Origin of the sequence: Actinoplanes oryzae, from assembly GCF_030757795.1 — a bacterium.
Lineage (GTDB): Bacteria > Actinomycetota > Actinomycetes > Mycobacteriales > Micromonosporaceae > Actinoplanes.
In genome coordinates this window covers 1-16,856 of sequence record NZ_JAUQWH010000183.1, presented here as the reverse complement: position 1 = coordinate 16,856, position 16,856 = coordinate 1, and the positions used below count along the sequence as shown (strand labels likewise).

Sequence of the window (16,856 nt, the reverse complement as noted above, 5' to 3'; positions counted from 1 at the left end):
CCGGCGCGCTGAGCAGGGTCGGGGTCGCCACCCATTCGACGGAGGCCACGCCGCCACCCGCGGCGCCGACCCCGGCCGTGGCCCGGGAGGCGTTGCGGATCAGCCGCTCGGCCAGGTCGTCGTCGTCCAGCCCCGGGAAGTGGGCGCGCAGCGTGTCGATGTCGCGCACCGGCACGTGCGGGGCGACGTCGGCGATGACGTCGGCCATCCAGCGCATGGCGGCGCGTGGGCGGAAGAGCTGGCCCAGGCCCCGCCGGCGGACGTCGCCGACCAGCCGCGCGAGCAGGTGCCGCCGCTTGTCGGGCGCCAGGTCGTCGGCGGTCAGAGCCGCGACGGTGGCGCCGATCTCGGCGTCCTCGCGGATCTCCTCCGCCGTACGCGAGCCGCCGGCCTCCGCCGTGAGCGGGCCACCGGCCCCGAGCGGGACCGCGGCATCCCGGCCTGGCGCCGCCGCCAGGCCCTTCCCCGTGTCTGCCGGTGGTGTCACCGGGTGCTGCCCAGCCTGGTCGACCTCGATGAGCTCGGGCCCCTGTGCTGCGGCCGGTGCCGAGTTCTCGTCTGGGCGGCTCATGTGGTCGACCTCCCCCTTCGTCTGCCGGTGAACCGGTCCTTTACCCAGTGAAGCAAGCGGGCACACGGATCACACGGCTCGCGCGACCCGGAGAGAACCCCGATCCGCACGATGCCCGACCGTCACGGACGGCCGGGTCCTTGCGCTGCGACGAGCGCGCCGGTCAGGCGCACTCGCGGCAGATCAGTTCCCCGTTGCGCTCCGTCGCCAGCTGGCTGCGGTGGTGCACCAGGAAACACCGGGAGCAGCGGAACTCGTCGGTCTGCATCGGCAGAACCTTGACGGTCAGCTCCTCGTCGGCCAGGTCGGCGCCGGGGAGCTCGAAGCTCTCCGCCACCTCGACCTCGTCGACGTCGACTGCGCCCGACTGCGAGTCGGCGCGGCGGGCCTTGAGTTCCTCAAGGCTGTCCTCGCCGAGGTCGACCTCATCGCGACGCGGAGCGTCGTAATCGGTGGCCATCGGTCTTCACTCTCCTGTATCGATGAGTCACTTGGCGTAAGTAACGCCCGCGACGACGTTTGGGTTCCCGGTCCGGCGGACTTTTCTCCCAGCCCCTGCGAACAGGGATCGCCGCCCGCCGAGGCGCCCCCACCCCCTCGTGAAACTGCCCCGGCAGACGCGGCACGTTACCGTCATCGCGGGACGGTTGTACGCCCGCGGGCAGCCAATTGTTCCCGATGTGACTGAGGCGACATCAAAGTAGGGGTAGGAGCCCGTGGATCATCGTCGCCGCGCCGGAACGATTCCCTGTTTCCGTGCGGGATGCACCCAGACGCTAACCTCACCCGTGAACAGCGTCCGCCCCCTGCGGACAGCGCCCTGACCTGTGAACCCGGGAGTACCTGCCCCATGAGTTTCGCGCGCGTCCGAGCCCTCGTGGTGGTCGGCGTCCTGGCCGTCGCGGCCGTGGTCTTCGTCGTGGTCGCGCTGGTGCGCGACACCCAGGGCGACGCGGTCGCCCAGGGCGGTTGCCCCGACGGATCGGTCATGGCGAACGTGACCCTGCCGGAGAGCCCGCAGGAGGTCACGATCAAGGTCCTCAACGGCACCGGCCAGCCGGGACTCGCCGAGAACGTCTCCAACGAGTTCAAGAACAGGCAGTTCAAGACCCAGAAGCCGGGCGAGAACAAGAAGAAGGTCGACGACGTCGCGATCATGCGCTACGGGCCGGACGCCGTCGGCTCGGCGTGGTTGCTCCGCGCCTACTTCCTCAACCAGGCCGACACGCAGTACGACGCCAAGCGCAAGGGCGCGGTCGTGGACATCGTGATCGGCAACGGGTTCCAGCAGCTCGCGACGACGACCGAGGTCAATCAGTCGCTCGTGGAACTCGGCGAGCCGGAGCTGCCGCCGGGCGCGTGCGCCGCTCCGGCCAAGAAGGACGACGACAAGTCCTGAGCCGAGGTCCGGGAGGCGCGTGCCCGCCCGCTCCCTCACCTCGGGAATCCCGCCCGCGACGACCTCGCAAGCCGCGCCGCGACGATCCGGAACCCGCGCCCGCGACGACCCGGAAGCCCCGCCTGCGACGACCCGGAAGCCCCGCCTGCGACCAGGCGGGGCTTCCGCTTTATCCGCCTCGACCGTTTTGCTCCGGAGCGGAGTGATCACGACTCTGTGACAACTTGATCACGGTCAGGAAACATGGCCTGAAGGGGTCACGCACCGCCGGCGGCGTTGAGCCGGACGAGCGCGTCGTGCAACGCACCGAAGATCGCCGGTGGCGCCGCGACCACCATGTCCGCTCCCGCCGGCGCACCGTCGAGTCCGGACACCCGCAGACCCGCCTCCGCCGCCACGAGACCGCCCGCGGCGTGGTCCCAGGGGTTCAGACCCTTCTCGAAGTACGCGTCCACACTGCCCTCGGCGGCCAGGCAGAGATCGAGCGCGGCCGCTCCGAACCGCCGGATGTCCCGGACCTCGGCGATCAACCCGGCGAGTACGGCGCCCTGGTGCGCGCGCCGCGCCGCGTCGTACCCGAAGCCCGTGGCGATCAGCGACTGATCGAGCGTCGTACGCGCCGAGCCACGCAGGCGCCGCCCGTCGCGCCAGGCCCCGCCGCCCCGCGTGGCCGTCCACTCGTCGCCGGTCGCCGCGTTGCGGACCACGCCGGCCACCACCTCGCCGTCGACCTCGGCGGCGAGCGAGACGGCGTACTGCGGAAGGCCGTACAGGTAGTTGACCGTGCCGTCGATCGGGTCGAGGATCCAGCGCACCCTGCTCGTGCCGGCCGCGCTGTCGCCGTACTCCTCGCCGAGGACGCCTTCCCCCGGGCGCTCGCGGGCGAGGGCATCGACCACCTGCCGCTCGACGGCCTTGTCGGCGGCCGTCACGACATCGGTGTCGGTGCTCTTGGTCTCGACGTCGGTGATCGCCTCGGCGCGCATCCGCCGGGCTGTCTCCGCCGCTTCACGCGCGATGCGCACGGCCACCGCGAGCAGTTCGCCGGGCGTCGTCCCGCCCTGTTCTCCAGCCACTTCACACCGCCCTTTCAGCGGCTACCATTCTTTCGCGTCGGGCCCGAAGCGAGGTCGGCAGCCCCCCGCGGCGTGCTGCGGCAGGAGGATCTCGCTGAACGGCGCTACAATTCACCCCTGCCCACGCTTCACGGACAACCGCCCGCAAGCCCGTCCGCGTCCCGGGGGCCCCCACACCACACCGGCCAGCCTCGTTCCGTCGCGTGCTGCGCTGGGCCCATGGCCGTGTTTCATCGCCCTCCGGAAGGTCATCCGTGACAGAAGCCCACCAGACCGGTGCCGACGTTCGTTCTCTCGCCGAGGCCCTGATCGCCCACGCGCAGGGCGCGGGCGGGCAGATCACATCGGCTCAGGTCGTGCAGACAGTCGAGTCCGCTGAGGTGACGCCGGCCCAGGCGAAGAAGATCCTCCGGGCGCTCGTCGAGGCGGGCGTCACGGTCGTCGTGGACGGCTCGGCGGGCACCACCAGCCGCCGCAAGGTGGCCGCCGCGCGCGCCGCCACCCCGGCCTCCAAGGCGACCACCGCCAAGGCCACCCGGGCCCCCGCGGCGAAGAAGGCCGCCCCGGCCGCCCCCAAGCAGGCCGGCGAGGGCGACGCCGCCGTCCCGGCCAAGAAGGCCGCGGCGAAGAAGGCGGGCCCCGTGGCGAAGAAGGCCGCCGGCCCCGCCAAGGCCGCCAAGCCGGGCGAGGGCGAGCCCGTCGAGGGCGAGGAGATCGATCCCGCCGAGCTCGCCGCCGACATCGAGGACGTGGTGGTCGAGGAGCCGGCCGCGATGGTGCAGGCCGCCGCGACCGACGCGGCCGCCTCGGCGACCGACGGCGACTTCGAGTGGGACGACGAGGAGTCCGAGGCCCTCAAGCAGGCGCGCCGCGACGCCGAGCTGACCGCCTCCGCCGACTCGGTCCGCGCCTACCTCAAGCAGATCGGCAAGGTCCCCCTGCTCAACGCGGAGCAGGAGGTCGAGCTCGCCAAGCGGATCGAGGCCGGCCTCTACGCCGCCGAGCGCCTCCGGGCCTACGAGGAGGGCGAGGAGAAGCTCGACCGCACCTTCGAGCGCGACCTGCGCTGGATCGGCCGCGACGGCGAGCGCGCGAAGAACCACCTGCTCGAGGCCAACCTCCGCCTCGTCGTCTCGCTGGCCAAGCGCTACACCGGCCGCGGCATGGCGTTCCTGGACCTCATCCAGGAGGGCAACCTCGGCCTGATCCGCGCGGTCGAGAAGTTCGACTACACCAAGGGCTACAAGTTCTCCACGTACGCCACCTGGTGGATCCGCCAGGCGATCACCCGCGCCATGGCCGACCAGGCCCGCACCATCCGCATCCCGGTGCACATGGTCGAGGTCATCAACAAGCTCGGCCGCATCCAGCGCGAGCTGCTCCAGGACCTGGGCCGCGAGCCCACCCCGGAGGAGCTGGCCAAGGAGATGGACATCACCCCGGAGAAGGTGCTGGAGATCCAGCAGTACGCCCGGGAGCCCATCTCGCTCGACCAGACCATCGGCGACGAGGGCGACAGCCAGCTCGGCGACTTCATCGAGGACTCCGAGGCGGTCGTGGCCGTCGACGCGGTCTCGTTCTCGCTGCTGCAGGACCAGCTCCAGCAGGTCCTCCAGACGCTCTCCGAGCGCGAGGCGGGCGTGGTCCGGCTGCGCTTCGGCCTCACCGACGGCCAGCCGCGCACGCTCGACGAGATCGGCCAGGTCTACGGGGTGACCCGCGAGCGCATCCGCCAGATCGAGAGCAAGACGATGTCGAAGCTGCGGCACCCGTCCCGCTCGCAGGTGCTGCGCGACTACCTGGACTGAGCCGCCGCCGTTCAGTGTCGTCCGAGGGACCGCGCCGGGAGCATCTGCCCCTGGCCGGTCCCTCGATCACGTCCGGCGCCGGCCCGTTGCCGTCCGGAGGGGCGTGACCTTGCGCGCAGCACCGACAGCCAGGGGCCTGTGACGGCGCGTACGGCTTCGGCATGGCCATACCCAGGGCGCTTGCGCCGGGCGACCCGTCCGGGGGCTCAGCGACGCGCTCAGCGGGTTTCCGGCGGCACCGCGACGGATCCACGCGGCAGCTTCGAGATGCGCCGGGCTCACGGCCGTCACCCGGCGGGCGGGCACGTCGTTACGTGGCGAGCGGGCGGCCCCCCGGGCTTCAAGATCGCCTTCCCCGGCCTGGGCACGGACATCTTGATCAATACCGGAAAACCGAGGGTGCGGTCAACCGTCCGTGCCCTTTTGGTCACCAACCGTACATCCGCGGGTGGTGATCGGACCGTTGTGCAGAAATGATCGTTGACGTGGCACCCTTGGGGCACGGCACACTAGCCGGACCACGTGTGACTTGGATCCCCCCGGGGCACAGTGGGAAGGCTGCAACGGCCAAGGGTGTTGCACGATGGGTGAGCAGTAGCCGAGGAACATGTTCATCGGTGACGACCAGAGGAGGAAGGCGATGACCCCGACTCTCACGCCGCCGGCGGGAAGCGTGGCCGGACCAGCAGCCGATGAACGGTGCGACCGCTGCAATGCAGCCGGGAAGCTCCGTTTGACCCTGGCTGGAGGCGGCGAGCTGGTGTTCTGCGGACACCACGCCAACAGGTACGCCGAGGACCTGGTGAAGATCGCGGTGCAGTACGCGGCCGACCCGGAGTTCACGTGGCGCGGCGCGGACATGATGTCTAACTCCAACTAGATCCCCCTGACAGGCAACGAAAAGGGCGTCCCGGTGTGGGGACGCCCTTTTTCTGTGCCCTGAGAAGGCTCGCCCGGGGCGAACACCGGCCCCGCCTCCCCAAACGCCGCATTGGCTCCGCCGATGAGCAAACACCGGCAGCTGCCCGGCACAAGGACCGCACTGGGACCCCGATCCGCGGGATCTCCGGCGCCGGGCCCCGAGAACCCGCGCGGGCCCGAGACGACCGGCTACAGCGTCTGGATGGTCGCGATCCGCTCCTCGAGTTGCTCGATCGTCGCCTGCGCCGACGGCGGCCCGCCGCAGAGCCGCCGCAGCTCGGCGTGGATCTTGCCGTGCGGCAGGTTCGTGCGGTGGTGGTGGGCGGCCACGAGCGTGTTGAGCTGCCGCCGCAGCGACACCCGCCGCTCGGCCGCGCTCATCGGCGCCTCCCGGGGCGCCGGCACGGCCTCCCTGGGCTCGGCGGTGGCCGTCGCGGCGGAGCGCTTCTGGGCCGCCAGCTGGTCGGCCTGGCGCTTGTTGAGCAGCACGGCCACCTGGTCCGGGGAGAGCAGCCCGGGCAGCCCGAGATACTCCTCCTCCTCGGCGGTGCCGGTGCGGGCGCCCGTCCCGAACGAGGCGCCGTCGTAGATGACCTGGTCCAGCTCGGCGGTGGCGGACAGCGCCTCGAAGTGCTTCTCGAGCTCGCCCTCGGCCTTCTCCTCGCGCTGGGCGCGCTCGAGGAGGTCGTCGTCGAGGCCGTCCTTGTCCTTGGGGGCGCCCAGGACGTGGTCGCGCTGGGCCTCCATCTCGCTGGCCAGCCCGAGCAGGTGCGGCACGCTGGGCACGAAGACGGTGGCGGTCTCGCCGGGGCGCCGCGACCGCACGAAGCGGCCGATCGCCTGGGCGAAATAGAGCGGGGTGGAGGCGCTCGTCGCGTAGACGCCGACGGCGAGCCGCGGGATGTCGACGCCCTCGGACACCATCCGGACCGCCACCAGCCAGCGCTGCTCCGACGCGGCGAACTCGGCGATGCGCTTGGAGGCGCCGTCGTCGTCGGAGAGGACCACGACGGCCTTCTCGCCGGTGATCTCCTCGAGCAATTTGGCGTACGCCCGGGCGGTCTGCTGCTCGCTCGCGATGACCAGGCCGCCGGCGTCGGTCATGCCGTGCGCCCGGAGCTTGCTGAGGCGGTTGTTGGCGGCCCGCATGACCTGGGGCATCCAGTCGCCGCGGTGGTCCAGGGCGGTGCGCCAGGCCTGGGCGATGAGGTCCTTGGTCATCGGCTCGCCCAGCCGGGCCGCCAGCTCGTCGCCCGCGTTGGTGCGCCAGCGGGTCTCCCCCGAGTACGCCAGGAAGATCACGGGCCGGACGACGCCGTCGCGCAGGGCGTCGCTGTAGCCGTAGACGGAGTCGGAGCGGGAGCGCTGCAGCCCGTCGTCGCCCCGCTCGTACTCGACGAAGGGGATCGGGTTGTCGTCCGAGCGGAACGGCGTGCCGGTCAGCATCAGCCGCCGCTCGGCCTCCTCGAACGCCTGCTTGACGCCGTCGCCCCAGGTACGGGAGTCGCCGGCGTGGTGCACCTCGTCCAGGATGATCAGCGAGCGGCGGGTCATGGTGCGCCGGCGGTGGACCATCGGCGCCATGCCGACCTGCGCGTACGTCAGGACGGCCCCGTGGAAGTCGCGGGAGCTGTGCACGTCGGAGTTGCGGAACGCCGAGTCCAGCTGGATGCCGACCCGCGCGGCCGCCTGGGCCCACTGGGTCTTGAGGTGCTCGGTGGGGCAGACCACGGTGACGGCCTCGACGGTGCCGTCGTTGAGCAGCTCGGCGGCGATCCGCAGGGCGAACGTGGTCTTTCCGGCGCCCGGCGTCGCCACGGCCATGAAGTCGGGCGAGCGCTTGCGCAGATATTTCACCAGGGCTTTGCGCTGCCAGTCACGCAGCGAGGGGAAGGTCTCCAGGTTCGGCAACGTCGGGCTCAAGCTGCGACGACCCCTTCCACGGATCAACAAAAAACAACCCCCGCGGACTGCCGCGGAGGCGGACCCCAGCATAAACCGGAAGGCCGGTCACCCGCGGTCTACGGCACGGCCACAGGAGCCGACCAGCGGCGGCGCAGGGCGATGAGGCGTACCCCCGTCATGGCGGCCGCCGCCGCGGCCAGGGTGACCGAGTCCGCGACGTCGAGCCAGCTCAGCACGCTAACGGCCACCGCGCCACCCAGGGCGACAATGGCGTAGATCTCACGCTGGAGGACGACCGGGATCTCCCCGGTGAGCAGGTCGCGGGCCAGCCCGCCGCCGATCGCAGTGAGCATTCCCACCAGACAGGCCCCCACCGGCGGGACGCCCGCGTGCACCGCCTTCAGCGTGCCGGTGACCGTGAAGAGGCCGAGCCCGGCGGCGTCGAGGAGCAGCACCGTGCGCCGCAGCCGGTTGAGCTGCGGGTGCAACCAGAACGTCGCGAGGGCCGCCGCGATGGCGACGAGCGCGTAGCGCCAGTCGGCGAAGGCGAGGGGCGGCACCGCACCGATCACGAGATCGCGCAGGATGCCGCCGCCCAGGGCGGCCACGAAGCCGACGAACGCCACGCCGAACAGGTCGAGGCGCTTCGCGACCGCGGCACTGGCGCCGGAGGCCGCGAAGACCGCCACACCGATCAGGTCCGCGACGAGCAGACTGTAACTTCCCGTCACGGGAGGAACTCCGGTTTCGAACAGGAACGGGAGCCGGAGCTCAGTGCTGCATCGACTCGTAGATCTCCTTGCACTGCGGGCACACCGGCGAGCCCGGCTTCGGCGACTTGGTCACCGGGAAGGTCTCGCCGCACAGGGCGACCACGAAGGTGCCCATGACGGCACTCTCGGCGATCTTCTCCTTGCGCACGTAGTGGAACATGTCCGGCGCGTTGTCGGTGTCCTGCGTTTCCGGGCGCTCGAGGATCTGCGTGCTCACGGCGTCTGCCTCTCGTCAATGTGGTGCGGCACGAGTCCGCGGTCGAGGTCGGGTGTGTGTCCGCCGCGAGCCCCCCGGCTTCCGCGGCGGAAGCGTCAACCAGCAAGTCTGACACCTCACGCGTGGTCGGTCCAACGGCGGCGTCCCGGGCAGGGGCCGTACCTTGGTGATCGTGACCGAATCCACGCGGCCGCTGGGCCGCTTTGCCATCCGTTACGGCGACCACGTGACCCGGGCCCGCCGCGACGGCCGTCCCGTGGTGGCGCTGGAGAGCACCATCATCTCCCACGGCCTCCCCCGCCCCGACAACCTGCGCGTGGCCCGGGAGATCGAGCAGACCGTCCGGGACAACGGCGCCGTGCCGGCCACCATCGGCATGCTCGGCGGCGAGCTGATCGTCGGCCTCGAGGACGCGCAGATCGAGCAGCTGGCCGCCGCGGACGGCGTGGCGAAGCTCTCCGTCCGTGATCTCGCGCTCGGCGCCGCCACGGGGGCCGACGGCGCCACCACGGTCGCGGCCACCAGCGCCGTGGCCGCCGCGGCCGGGATCAAGGTCTTCGCCACGGGCGGCCTCGGGGGCGTGCACCGCGAGGCGAACACCACGTTCGACGAGTCCGCCGACCTGACAACGCTGTCGCGTACGCCGATCGTCGTGGTCTGCGCCGGGGTCAAGTCGATCCTCGACGTGGGCGCCACCCTGGAGCGCCTGGAGACCCTGGGCGTGGCGGTGGCGGGTTACGGCACGCGGCGCTTCCCGGGCTTCTTCGTCACCGACGGCGGCTTCGACGTCGACTGGCAGCTCGACACCCCGGAGCAGGTCGCGGCCACCATCGCCGCCCGCGAGGACCACGGCGCCGGCGCGGGCGCGCTCGTCCTGGGCAACCCGCTGCCGACCGGCGAGCAGCTCGACATCGACCTGCACGACCGCACGCTCGCCGAGGGCCTGCGGCTGCTCTCCCAGCACGGGATCAGCGGCAAGGCGGTCACGCCGTTCCTGCTGTCGCACTTCCACAGCAGCACCGAGGGCAGGAGCCTGGAGGTCAACGTCCGGATCATCCTGCGCAACGCGGCCCTGGCGGCACAGATCGCCGCCGCCGCGACCCCCGCGCACGCGTCCCTGGGCTTCAGCCTCCCGCAGTGAGGCCCCACGTCGTGGTCGTCGGAGACCTCGTCACGGACATCCTGGTCGAGCAGGACGGGCCGCCGGCCGCGGGCTCCGACACCGAGGCCCGGATCCGGATCTCCGGCGGCGGCCAGGCGGCGAACACGGCCGCCTGGCTCGCCCACGCCGGCGCCGAGGTGACGCTCATCGCCGCGGCGGGCGACGACGACGCGGGCCGCGAGCGGGTCGCGGAGCTGGTGGCGGGCGGCGTGCATTGCGCCGTACGCCACCACCGCGGCGCGACGACCGGCAGCATCGTCGTCCTGACGTCGCCGCACGAGCGCACCATGTTCACCGACCGGGGCGCCGCGCTGCTGCTCGATCCGGCGGACGTGACGGCGGCGATCGCCGAGGTGCCGGCCCGTCACCTGCACTTGTCCGGGTACCCCCTGCTGCACGCGGGAAGTCGCCCGGGCGGGCTTGCGGCGCTCGCCGCGGCGCGGGACAAGGGGATGACGACCAGCGTCGACGCGGCCTCGGCGGCGCCGCTGCGCGCCCTGGGGAGCTTTCTCGACCTGGTACGCGACACCGACCTGCTGCTCTGCAACACCGACGAGGCCACGGCACTCGCCGGCCCGGGCACCCCGGAGGACCAGGCCGGGGCCCTGCTCAGCCACGCCTCCCACGTGATCGTCAAGCGCGGCGAGCACGGCGCCGTGTGGCGGACGCGGTCGGGACAGACCTGGCACGGGCGCGCGGTGCCCGTGCCCCCGATCGATCCGACCGGGGCGGGTGACGCCTTCGCCGCCGGCCTGCTCCACGCCTGGCTGGGCGGGCAGGAGCCGGAAGCCGCCCTCGCCGCCGCAGCCGCGCTCGGCGCCGCGGCCGTGCACAAGGTGGGAGCGCGCCCTCAGGGCCTTCCCGGCCCGCCTGATCCCCGGGACAGGCGCTAAGGCTCGATGTCGATCGTGCGCTGCTCCCGGTGCTCCGCGCTCTCCCGGTCGAGGGCGCGCGGCCCCTGGCCGGGCTGCGGGGCGGCGGGGTGCGCCTTGCTCTTGGGCGGGCGGTCGTTGGCGATCAGGACGGCCGCCCACGGCAGGAACACCATGCCGAGGGCGCAGAACACGAGCCAGAGCGGCAGAAGGGGCGGCTGGACGCTGATGAGGATCGCCCCGGCGACGAGGCACAGGGTGCGCAGGCCCATCATCGAGACATAGCGGAGCTGGCGGCTGCGAAGCTGGTCGCCCTGGCTGCGGGCGGCATCGGTGATCAGGACCGGCCGCTCCGACTGCTTCTTCACCACTTCATCCTTGCACTGCGCGCGGACAGCGACCACCGCACTTTTCCACCGGCTTTTCGCCGGGCTTCATTCACTGACGCGCGCGGCGACCGATGGGGAAACTGTGCCGCTGCCCACCGCCGTGTCGAAACGCCGTCGCCGAGCCGGCGTCGCGCTCGTCGCCACGGTCGCGCTGATCGGCAGCTTCCTCGCGGCGGTCGCCACGCGCGGCGCCTACGAGGCCGAGCACCGCTACGCAGCGCATCTGATGGACCGTTACACGGCGGATCTGGACCGGACGATCACCACGGAGATCCAGCGGTACGGCGACACGCTCGCCGACGTCGCCACGGCCCTCGGCGCCCAGCGCGACCTGACCTCCGAGGACTTCACCTGGGTCACCACCCGGGTCAGCACGCGGCGACTACCCGGAGCCACGGCGATCGCCTTCGTGGCCGCCACGGAGGATCACGGCATCGCCGCGCTCGAGGACTACTGGGCGGGCAAGGGGGCGACCGACCTCACTCTGCAACCCGCCCGTACGGGCATCGAGCACCGCTTCACCGTCTTCACCCGCGCCTTCGACGGCCGCGACGTCGCACCGGGCCGGGACCTGGCCGGCGTGCCCTCCGCCGACGTGGCGCTCACGAGCGCGCGCGACACCGGCACCTTCGCGGTCAGCCCCGCGTACGTCCTCCCCTCCGACCTCGTCCTTCCCGCCGCCGACCGGCAGATGTCGTTCACGTTCGCGGTGCCCGTCTACTTCCTCGGCGGCACGTTCCGGGGCTGGCTGGCCATGGGCGTGCACGGGCGCGACCTGCTGACCCAGACGCTGCAGACCCAGACGTACGGCCGGGTCGCCGCGGAGCTCTCCGACGACGGCCGGGCCGTGGCCTCCTCCGGCACGCCCGCCGCCGCCCCGGCGCAGCTGAACCGGGTGACGCACATCGCGGCGGGGAACCGTACCTGGGAATTGCGGGTGCGGCCGGCCACCGCGCTGCTGCAGGAGACCGACCGCGGCCTGACCCTCAGCGCGCTGGGGGTGTCCGCGCTGATCGTGGTGCTGGCGACCGCCCTGGTGGCGCTGCTCGCCTTCGCCCGCAACCGGGCCATGGCCAAGGTCGACGCCGCCACCGCCGCCCTGCGCGAGGACCTGGCCCGGCGGCAGGAGATCGAGAACACGCTCCGCGAGCGCGAGCAGGAGCTGCAACGGCTCGCCCTGTACGACCCGCTGACCGGGCTCGCCAACCGGGCCGGCATCGACGCGCGGCTGGCCGAGGTCGTGGGCACGCGGACCGACATCGCGCTGCTGCTGCTCGACCTGGACGACTTCAAGCTGGTCAACGACGCGTACGGGCACGCGGCCGGCGACGTCGTGCTGACCGAGTTCGCGGCGGTGCTGCAGGCCGCCGTACGCGCGGAGGACGCCGCCGCCCGCATCGGCGGCGACGAGTTCGTGGTGCTTCTCACCGGGATCGCCGACGACGGTGAGGCGGTGGCCGCGGCCGAGCGCATCGCTGCGGCCGCTGCTCCGGTCGCCCTGGGCGAGGACCTGATTCCCGTCCGGGTCAGCATCGGCGTCGCCACCCCCTCGGGCGCGGAATCGCCCAAGGAGCTGCTGCGGCGCGCGGACATGGCCATGTACGAGGCGAAGCAGGAGGGCACCCACGGCGTACGGCTGCACGACCCGGCCATGACCGACCAGCGCGCCGCCGACGCCCAGCTCGGCGAGGAACTGGCCGGCGCCGTCGACCGCGACGAGCTGACGGTCCTCTACCAGCCGCTCGTCGATCTCACCGACGGCCGCCCGGTCGGCGTGGAGGCCCTCGTCCGCTGGGAGCACCCGGTCCTGGGCCTGGTGTCGCCGGCCCGCTTCATCCCCATCGCCGAGCGCACCGGCATGATCGACGCCATCGGCCTGCACGTCCTCCGCGAGGCCTGCCGGCAGATCGCCGCCTGGGGCGACGGCCTCTACGTCAGCGTCAACGTGTCACCCCGCCAGCTGCACGAGCCGGCCCTGGTCGAGCACGTCCTCGCCGCCGTGAGCCGCGCCGGCCTGGACCCCTCCCGCCTGGTGCTGGAGATCACCGAGTCGGCCCTGGTCGACGACGCGGCGGGCATCGAGATGCTGGCCGAGCTGCGCCGCCACGGCATCCGCATCGCCGTCGACGACTTCGGCACGGGCTACTCGTCCCTGCACTACCTGACCCGCCTGCCGATCGACATCCTCAAGATCGACCGCAGCTTCGTCGCCCAGCTCGACGGCACCCCGGAGGGCGCGGGCATCGCCGAGGCCATCGTCCGCCTCAGCCGCGCCCTGCACCTGACCACCGTCGCCGAGGGCATCGAGACCACCGAGCAGGCGGCCGAGCTCCAGCTGCTGGGCTGCGGCATCGGCCAGGGCTACCTCTTCGCCCGCCCCATGCCCGCCGACGAGGCGCTCAGGAGGCTGGCGTCCGCGCGGCCGCCTTCATCTCTTTCTTGAACGCCCGCACCTTCGCCAGCGACGCCTCGTCCACGATGTCGGCCACGGACCGGTGGGCGCCCTCCTCGCCGTACGCCCCGGCCGCCTCCCGCCACCCGGGCGGCTGCACGCCGTACTGCTTGCCCAGCAGCGCGGCGAAGATCTGCGACTTCTGCTTCCCGAAGCCGGGCAGCGCGGCGATCCGCTTGACCAGCTCCTTGCCGTCGGCAGCCCCCTCCCACAGGTTCCGCGCGTCGCCGTCGTAGGTCCCGACCAGCGCCCGGCACACCTCCTGCACCCGCCCGGCCATCGCCTTGGGGAAACGGTGCAGCGCCGGCGGCTCCGCGAAGATCGCCACCAGCGCCTCGGGGTCGAACCCGGCCAGCTCCTCCGCGGTGGGCCGGTGCCCGAGCCGCTGCGCCAGCACGGAGGGCGACGTGAACGCCTTCTCCAGCGGAATCTGCTGGTCGAGCACCATCCCGATCAGCAGCGCGAGCGGGTCCGTCGAGAGCAGCTCGTTGGCCTCGGCGGGAATGGGCAGGGAGAGCGTCATGCCCGCATCCTAGAAGGCAGTGCGGAAGGGGCCGACCGACGCGGCAGAAGATGTACATATTGATGTACCATTAGCGCCATGAGTCTGCAGGAAGTCCTGGGTGTCGCCGAGGCGCGCAAGCGGCTGCCCGACCTGCTGGCCGGCTTCAGCCGGGGCGACGGTGAGTCGGTGTTCCTCGGCGCCCACCGCAAGGCGGTCGGCGTCCTCGTGCCGGTGCAGGTCTACGACGAGCTGCGGGGCGAGCGGGAGCGAGCGGCCGACGACGCCCTCGGATCGCTGCGGGCCGAGGGGCTCGAGCCCTCCTCGGTGGCGGCCGAGCTGGCCGGCCTCTTCGCCCGCGGCCGCCTCACCGCGAGCCAGATGGAAGCGATGCTGCTGGCCTATCACCGCGCCGGGTGAGTTGACCAGTCCCCGGCCGCAAGAGCGCTCGGCATGGATGACCCCGCCACCACCGACCCGTATGTCGACGGACGCGGCATTCTCGTCAACAAGCTGGGCATCACCTCAGCGAGCGCGCTCCGCCGGGCCGAGGCGGACCTGAGCCTTGCCGCCCTGCTGCGCCTCGCCATCCGCCCCCTGCCCGGCCGTTACGATCTCGATCACCTTCGGCAGTTCCACCGGCAAATCTTCGGCGCGGTCTATCCCTGGGCCGGCGAGCTACGCACCGTCGACCTCGCCCGGACCAGGAACGACCTCTTCTGCCGATGGGTCTTCCTCGAGTCCTCCGCGGCCGGCATCTTCGGCGAGCTCGCGGCGGAAGGTCTGCTCACCGGACTCCCCCGCGGCACCTTTGTGGCCCGGCTGGCGCACTTCTACGGCGAGATCAACGCCCTCCATCCGTTCCGCGAGGGCAACGGCCGGACGCAGCGCGCCTTCCTCGGCCAGCTGGCACGCGAGGCGGGCTGGCGGGTCGCGTGGAGCACCCTCGACGCCGCGGGGAACGACCGGGCGTCGGCGGCTTCCCTGCACGGTGACGAAGAGCCCTTGCGCGTCCTGCTCGACGAGCTTGTCCGACCCCTCTGAGCAGGTGCCCGCGGCGCCGGTGGCCGACGTTTGCCGACCGGCGGTGCGGGCAACCTTGCGACCATGAGTGACAAGGACGAGATCACCCACGGCGAGTACGGCGACAGCGTCATCGAGGAGCCGAACAGCTACCGGCCCGAGAAGGGCGACGACGAGGGCGACCTGTCGAGCACGTACGCGGCCGGGACCGACCCGGAGCAGCTACGCAACGGCGGGCCGGGGCCCGCGGGCGGCGGGGTGATGACGACCACCGGCGGGACGGCCGGGCCGAACAGCTTCCGGCAGCCCGCCCGGCACGGGGCCGGGGTGGCGCCGACCACGACCGGGGACGCGACCACGGGCAGCATGGACGCGCCGACCGACGGGGCGACGAGCGACGCCACGTCGAACTCTGTCGATTAATCTCCGCGAGGCCGGCCCGGCGCAGCACCGGGGCGCTATGGTGCGCCCATGCGAGGGCCGCTGATCGCCTCCGGACGGGAGGCGGACGTCTACGAGTACGGCGCCGGGAAGGTGCTGCGGCGCTACCGGCGGGACGCGGACGTGACCGGCGAGGCGGACGCCATGCGTTACCTCGCCGGGCAGGGCTATCCGGTGCCCGAGGTGTTCGAGGCCGCGGGCGCCGACCTCGTCCTGGAGCGGCTGACCGGCCCGACCATGGCGCAGAGCCTGATCGCCGAAGAGCTGAGCATCGCCGAGGGCGCCGCACTGCTGGCCGATCTGCACCGGCGCCTGCACGCCATCGAGCCCGAGCCCGGCGTCTGCGTGATCCACCTGGACCTGCACCCCGAGAACGTCCTGCTGACCGGGCGCGGGCCCGTCGTCATCGACTGGTGCAACGTCCGGCTCGGGGACGGCGACTTCGACCTCGCCCTGACCGCGCTGATTCTCGCCGAGGTCTCGCTCTGGGAGCATCCGTTCGCGGCCGGCGCCGGGGAGCTGCTCGAGGCGTTCAAGGCGGTGGCTCCCGGCGACCCGCGGCGGCTGCTGGACGACGCCGTGGCGCTGCGCAGCGGGCAGACGAACACCCTCACCGCCGGCGAGATCGGCAATCTCACGGCTGCCGCTAGGCTGGTACGCCGATGAGAGCACTGATACAGACAGTCAGCCGAGCCAGTGTCACCGTCGCCGACGAGGTGGTCGGGGAGATCAAGGACGGGCTGCTCGTGCTGCTCGGGGTGACGCACACCGACACCCCGGCGACCGCCGAGACGATGGCCCGCAAGGTGCACGAGCTGCGGCTCCTCGACGGCGAGCGCAGCGCCGCCGACGCCGGAGCGCCGATCCTGGTGGTCAGCCAGTTCACGCTCTACGGCGACGCGCGCAAGGGCCGGCGCCCCACGTGGTCGGCCGCCGCACCCGCCGAGGTCGCCGAGCCGCTGGTCGACGCCGTCGTGACGGCCCTGCGGCAGCGCGGTGCGACCGTGGAGACGGGCCGATTCCGGACCCACATGCTCGTCGAGAGCGTGAACGTGGGCCCGACGACCGTACTCCTGGAGCTCTAGAAAAAGCCGCGGCGCTGCGCCGACTGGGTGAGCCAGTTGTTCAGCTGCGCCGTCCAGTCCACCTGGTCGACCGTCTGATAGTCGACGTCGAAGCGGCCGAAGGCGTCGTGCCCCTCGGTGAACAGGCCGCCGCGCTTGTCGATCTCCAGGACCACCTGCAGCTGGTAGGGGGTCGGGATGAAGGTCACCTCGAGCTGGTTGATGCCGCCGGCGAACTGCGACGGCGGATAGAACTCGATCTCCTGGTAGAACGGGAGCTG

At 72.2% G+C, this 16,856-nt stretch carries 19 protein-coding genes and 1 pseudogene; 11 read left to right on the top strand and 9 right to left on the bottom strand.

The genetic code is table 11. The features are described 5' to 3' along the window. Both RBH18_RS37255 and RBH18_RS37250 read right to left on the bottom strand, forming a co-directional pair. Window positions 1-571, bottom strand: a pseudogene (locus tag RBH18_RS37255) (hypothetical protein); the annotation flags it as partial. A 163-nt stretch (window positions 572-734) separates the two neighbouring features. Continuing rightward, complete coding sequence (locus RBH18_RS37250) at window positions 735-1,031, bottom strand: DUF4193 domain-containing protein (RefSeq protein ID WP_014446959.1); 297 nt, start codon at window positions 1,029-1,031, stop codon at window positions 735-737. A gap of 390 nt (window positions 1,032-1,421) precedes the next feature. Between RBH18_RS37250 and RBH18_RS37245 the strand changes: the two genes are divergently transcribed. Continuing rightward, complete coding sequence (locus RBH18_RS37245; protein ID WP_306215205.1) at window positions 1,422-1,970, top strand: LytR C-terminal domain-containing protein; 549 nt, start codon at window positions 1,422-1,424, stop codon at window positions 1,968-1,970. A 257-nt stretch (window positions 1,971-2,227) separates the two neighbouring features. Here the strand turns inward: RBH18_RS37245 and RBH18_RS37240 are convergent, their stop codons facing one another. Next, entirely contained in the window at window positions 2,228-3,046 is an 819-nt protein-coding gene (locus tag RBH18_RS37240) for an inositol monophosphatase family protein (protein ID WP_306215204.1), read from the bottom strand. Between the two features lie 254 nt (window positions 3,047-3,300). Between RBH18_RS37240 and RBH18_RS37235 the strand changes: the two genes are divergently transcribed. Together RBH18_RS37235 and RBH18_RS37230 are read left to right on the top strand one after the other, a co-directional pair. After that, a complete protein-coding gene (locus tag RBH18_RS37235; RefSeq protein ID WP_306215203.1) occupies window positions 3,301-4,854 on the top strand; it encodes an RNA polymerase sigma factor in 1,554 nt (517 codons plus the stop codon). 640 nt (window positions 4,855-5,494) lie between these two features. Beyond that, a complete protein-coding gene (locus tag RBH18_RS37230; RefSeq protein ID WP_263024831.1) occupies window positions 5,495-5,734 on the top strand; it encodes a DUF7455 domain-containing protein in 240 nt (79 codons plus the stop codon). Window positions 5,735-5,964: 230 nt separating this feature from the next. On the opposite strand, the gene RBH18_RS37225 is transcribed toward RBH18_RS37230, so the two are convergent. The 3 genes from RBH18_RS37225 to RBH18_RS37215 all read right to left on the bottom strand — a co-directional run bounded on the left by RBH18_RS37225 (window position 5,965) and on the right by RBH18_RS37215 (window position 8,670). Beyond that, entirely contained in the window at window positions 5,965-7,698 is a 1,734-nt protein-coding gene (locus RBH18_RS37225) for a DEAD/DEAH box helicase (RefSeq protein WP_306215202.1), read from the bottom strand. 98 nt (window positions 7,699-7,796) lie between these two features. Further along, window positions 7,797-8,411, bottom strand: a complete 615-nt coding sequence (locus tag RBH18_RS37220; protein WP_306215201.1) for a trimeric intracellular cation channel family protein — start codon at window positions 8,409-8,411, stop codon at window positions 7,797-7,799. A 40-nt stretch (window positions 8,412-8,451) separates the two neighbouring features. Further along, window positions 8,452-8,670, bottom strand: coding sequence for a DUF3039 domain-containing protein (locus RBH18_RS37215; protein ID WP_306215200.1), 219 nt, complete (start codon window positions 8,668-8,670; stop codon window positions 8,452-8,454). A 193-nt stretch (window positions 8,671-8,863) separates the two neighbouring features. Between RBH18_RS37215 and RBH18_RS37210 the strand changes: the two genes are divergently transcribed. Together RBH18_RS37210 and RBH18_RS37205 are read left to right on the top strand one after the other, a co-directional pair. Beyond that, window positions 8,864-9,811, top strand: a complete 948-nt coding sequence (locus RBH18_RS37210) for a pseudouridine-5'-phosphate glycosidase (RefSeq protein ID WP_306215206.1) — start codon at window positions 8,864-8,866, stop codon at window positions 9,809-9,811. Next, window positions 9,808-10,725 carry a carbohydrate kinase family protein gene (locus tag RBH18_RS37205; protein ID WP_306215198.1) on the top strand — a complete coding sequence of 306 codons (918 nt, stop codon included), beginning with the start codon at window positions 9,808-9,810 and terminating at the stop codon, window positions 10,723-10,725. The genes RBH18_RS37210 and RBH18_RS37205 overlap by 4 nt, the downstream gene beginning before the upstream one ends. Here the strand turns inward: RBH18_RS37205 and RBH18_RS37200 are convergent. Further along, a complete protein-coding gene (locus tag RBH18_RS37200; RefSeq protein ID WP_306215197.1) occupies window positions 10,722-11,072 on the bottom strand; it encodes a DUF3099 domain-containing protein in 351 nt (116 codons plus the stop codon). The genes RBH18_RS37205 and RBH18_RS37200 overlap by 4 nt on opposite strands. A 103-nt stretch (window positions 11,073-11,175) precedes the next feature. Here RBH18_RS37200 and RBH18_RS37195 point away from each other — a divergent pair, with 103 nt between their 5' ends. Next, complete coding sequence (locus tag RBH18_RS37195; protein ID WP_306215196.1) at window positions 11,176-13,536, top strand: putative bifunctional diguanylate cyclase/phosphodiesterase; 2,361 nt, start codon at window positions 11,176-11,178, stop codon at window positions 13,534-13,536. Here the strand turns inward: RBH18_RS37195 and RBH18_RS37190 are convergent. Continuing rightward, window positions 13,493-14,068 carry an HhH-GPD-type base excision DNA repair protein gene (locus tag RBH18_RS37190; protein WP_306215195.1) on the bottom strand — a complete coding sequence of 192 codons (576 nt, stop codon included), beginning with the start codon at window positions 14,066-14,068 and terminating at the stop codon, window positions 13,493-13,495. The two genes, RBH18_RS37195 and RBH18_RS37190, sit on opposite strands and share 44 nt — an antisense overlap. A 78-nt stretch (window positions 14,069-14,146) precedes the next feature. Here RBH18_RS37190 and RBH18_RS37185 point away from each other — a divergent pair, with 78 nt between their 5' ends. The 5 genes from RBH18_RS37185 to dtd all read left to right on the top strand — a co-directional run bounded on the left by RBH18_RS37185 (window position 14,147) and on the right by dtd (window position 16,596). Continuing rightward, the gene (locus RBH18_RS37185) at window positions 14,147-14,467 is read left to right on the top strand and encodes an antitoxin VbhA family protein (protein WP_306215194.1); all 321 of its coding nucleotides are present in this window, start codon (window positions 14,147-14,149) and stop codon (window positions 14,465-14,467) included. 33 nt (window positions 14,468-14,500) lie between these two features. Further along, a complete protein-coding gene (locus RBH18_RS37180; protein WP_306215193.1) occupies window positions 14,501-15,091 on the top strand; it encodes a Fic/DOC family protein in 591 nt (196 codons plus the stop codon). Between the two features lie 63 nt (window positions 15,092-15,154). Continuing rightward, complete coding sequence (locus RBH18_RS37175; RefSeq protein WP_306215192.1) at window positions 15,155-15,493, top strand: hypothetical protein; 339 nt, start codon at window positions 15,155-15,157, stop codon at window positions 15,491-15,493. 48 nt (window positions 15,494-15,541) lie between these two features. Next, entirely contained in the window at window positions 15,542-16,177 is a 636-nt protein-coding gene (locus RBH18_RS37170; protein WP_306215191.1) for a phosphotransferase, read from the top strand. After that, a complete protein-coding gene (gene dtd, locus RBH18_RS37165; protein ID WP_306215190.1) occupies window positions 16,174-16,596 on the top strand; it encodes a D-aminoacyl-tRNA deacylase in 423 nt (140 codons plus the stop codon). The genes RBH18_RS37170 and dtd overlap by 4 nt, the downstream gene beginning before the upstream one ends. Here dtd and RBH18_RS37160 read toward each other — a convergent pair. Beyond that, the coding region (locus RBH18_RS37160) for a sporulation protein (protein ID WP_306215189.1) at window positions 16,593-16,856 on the bottom strand (264 nt) is incomplete at its 5' end. The genes dtd and RBH18_RS37160 overlap by 4 nt on opposite strands.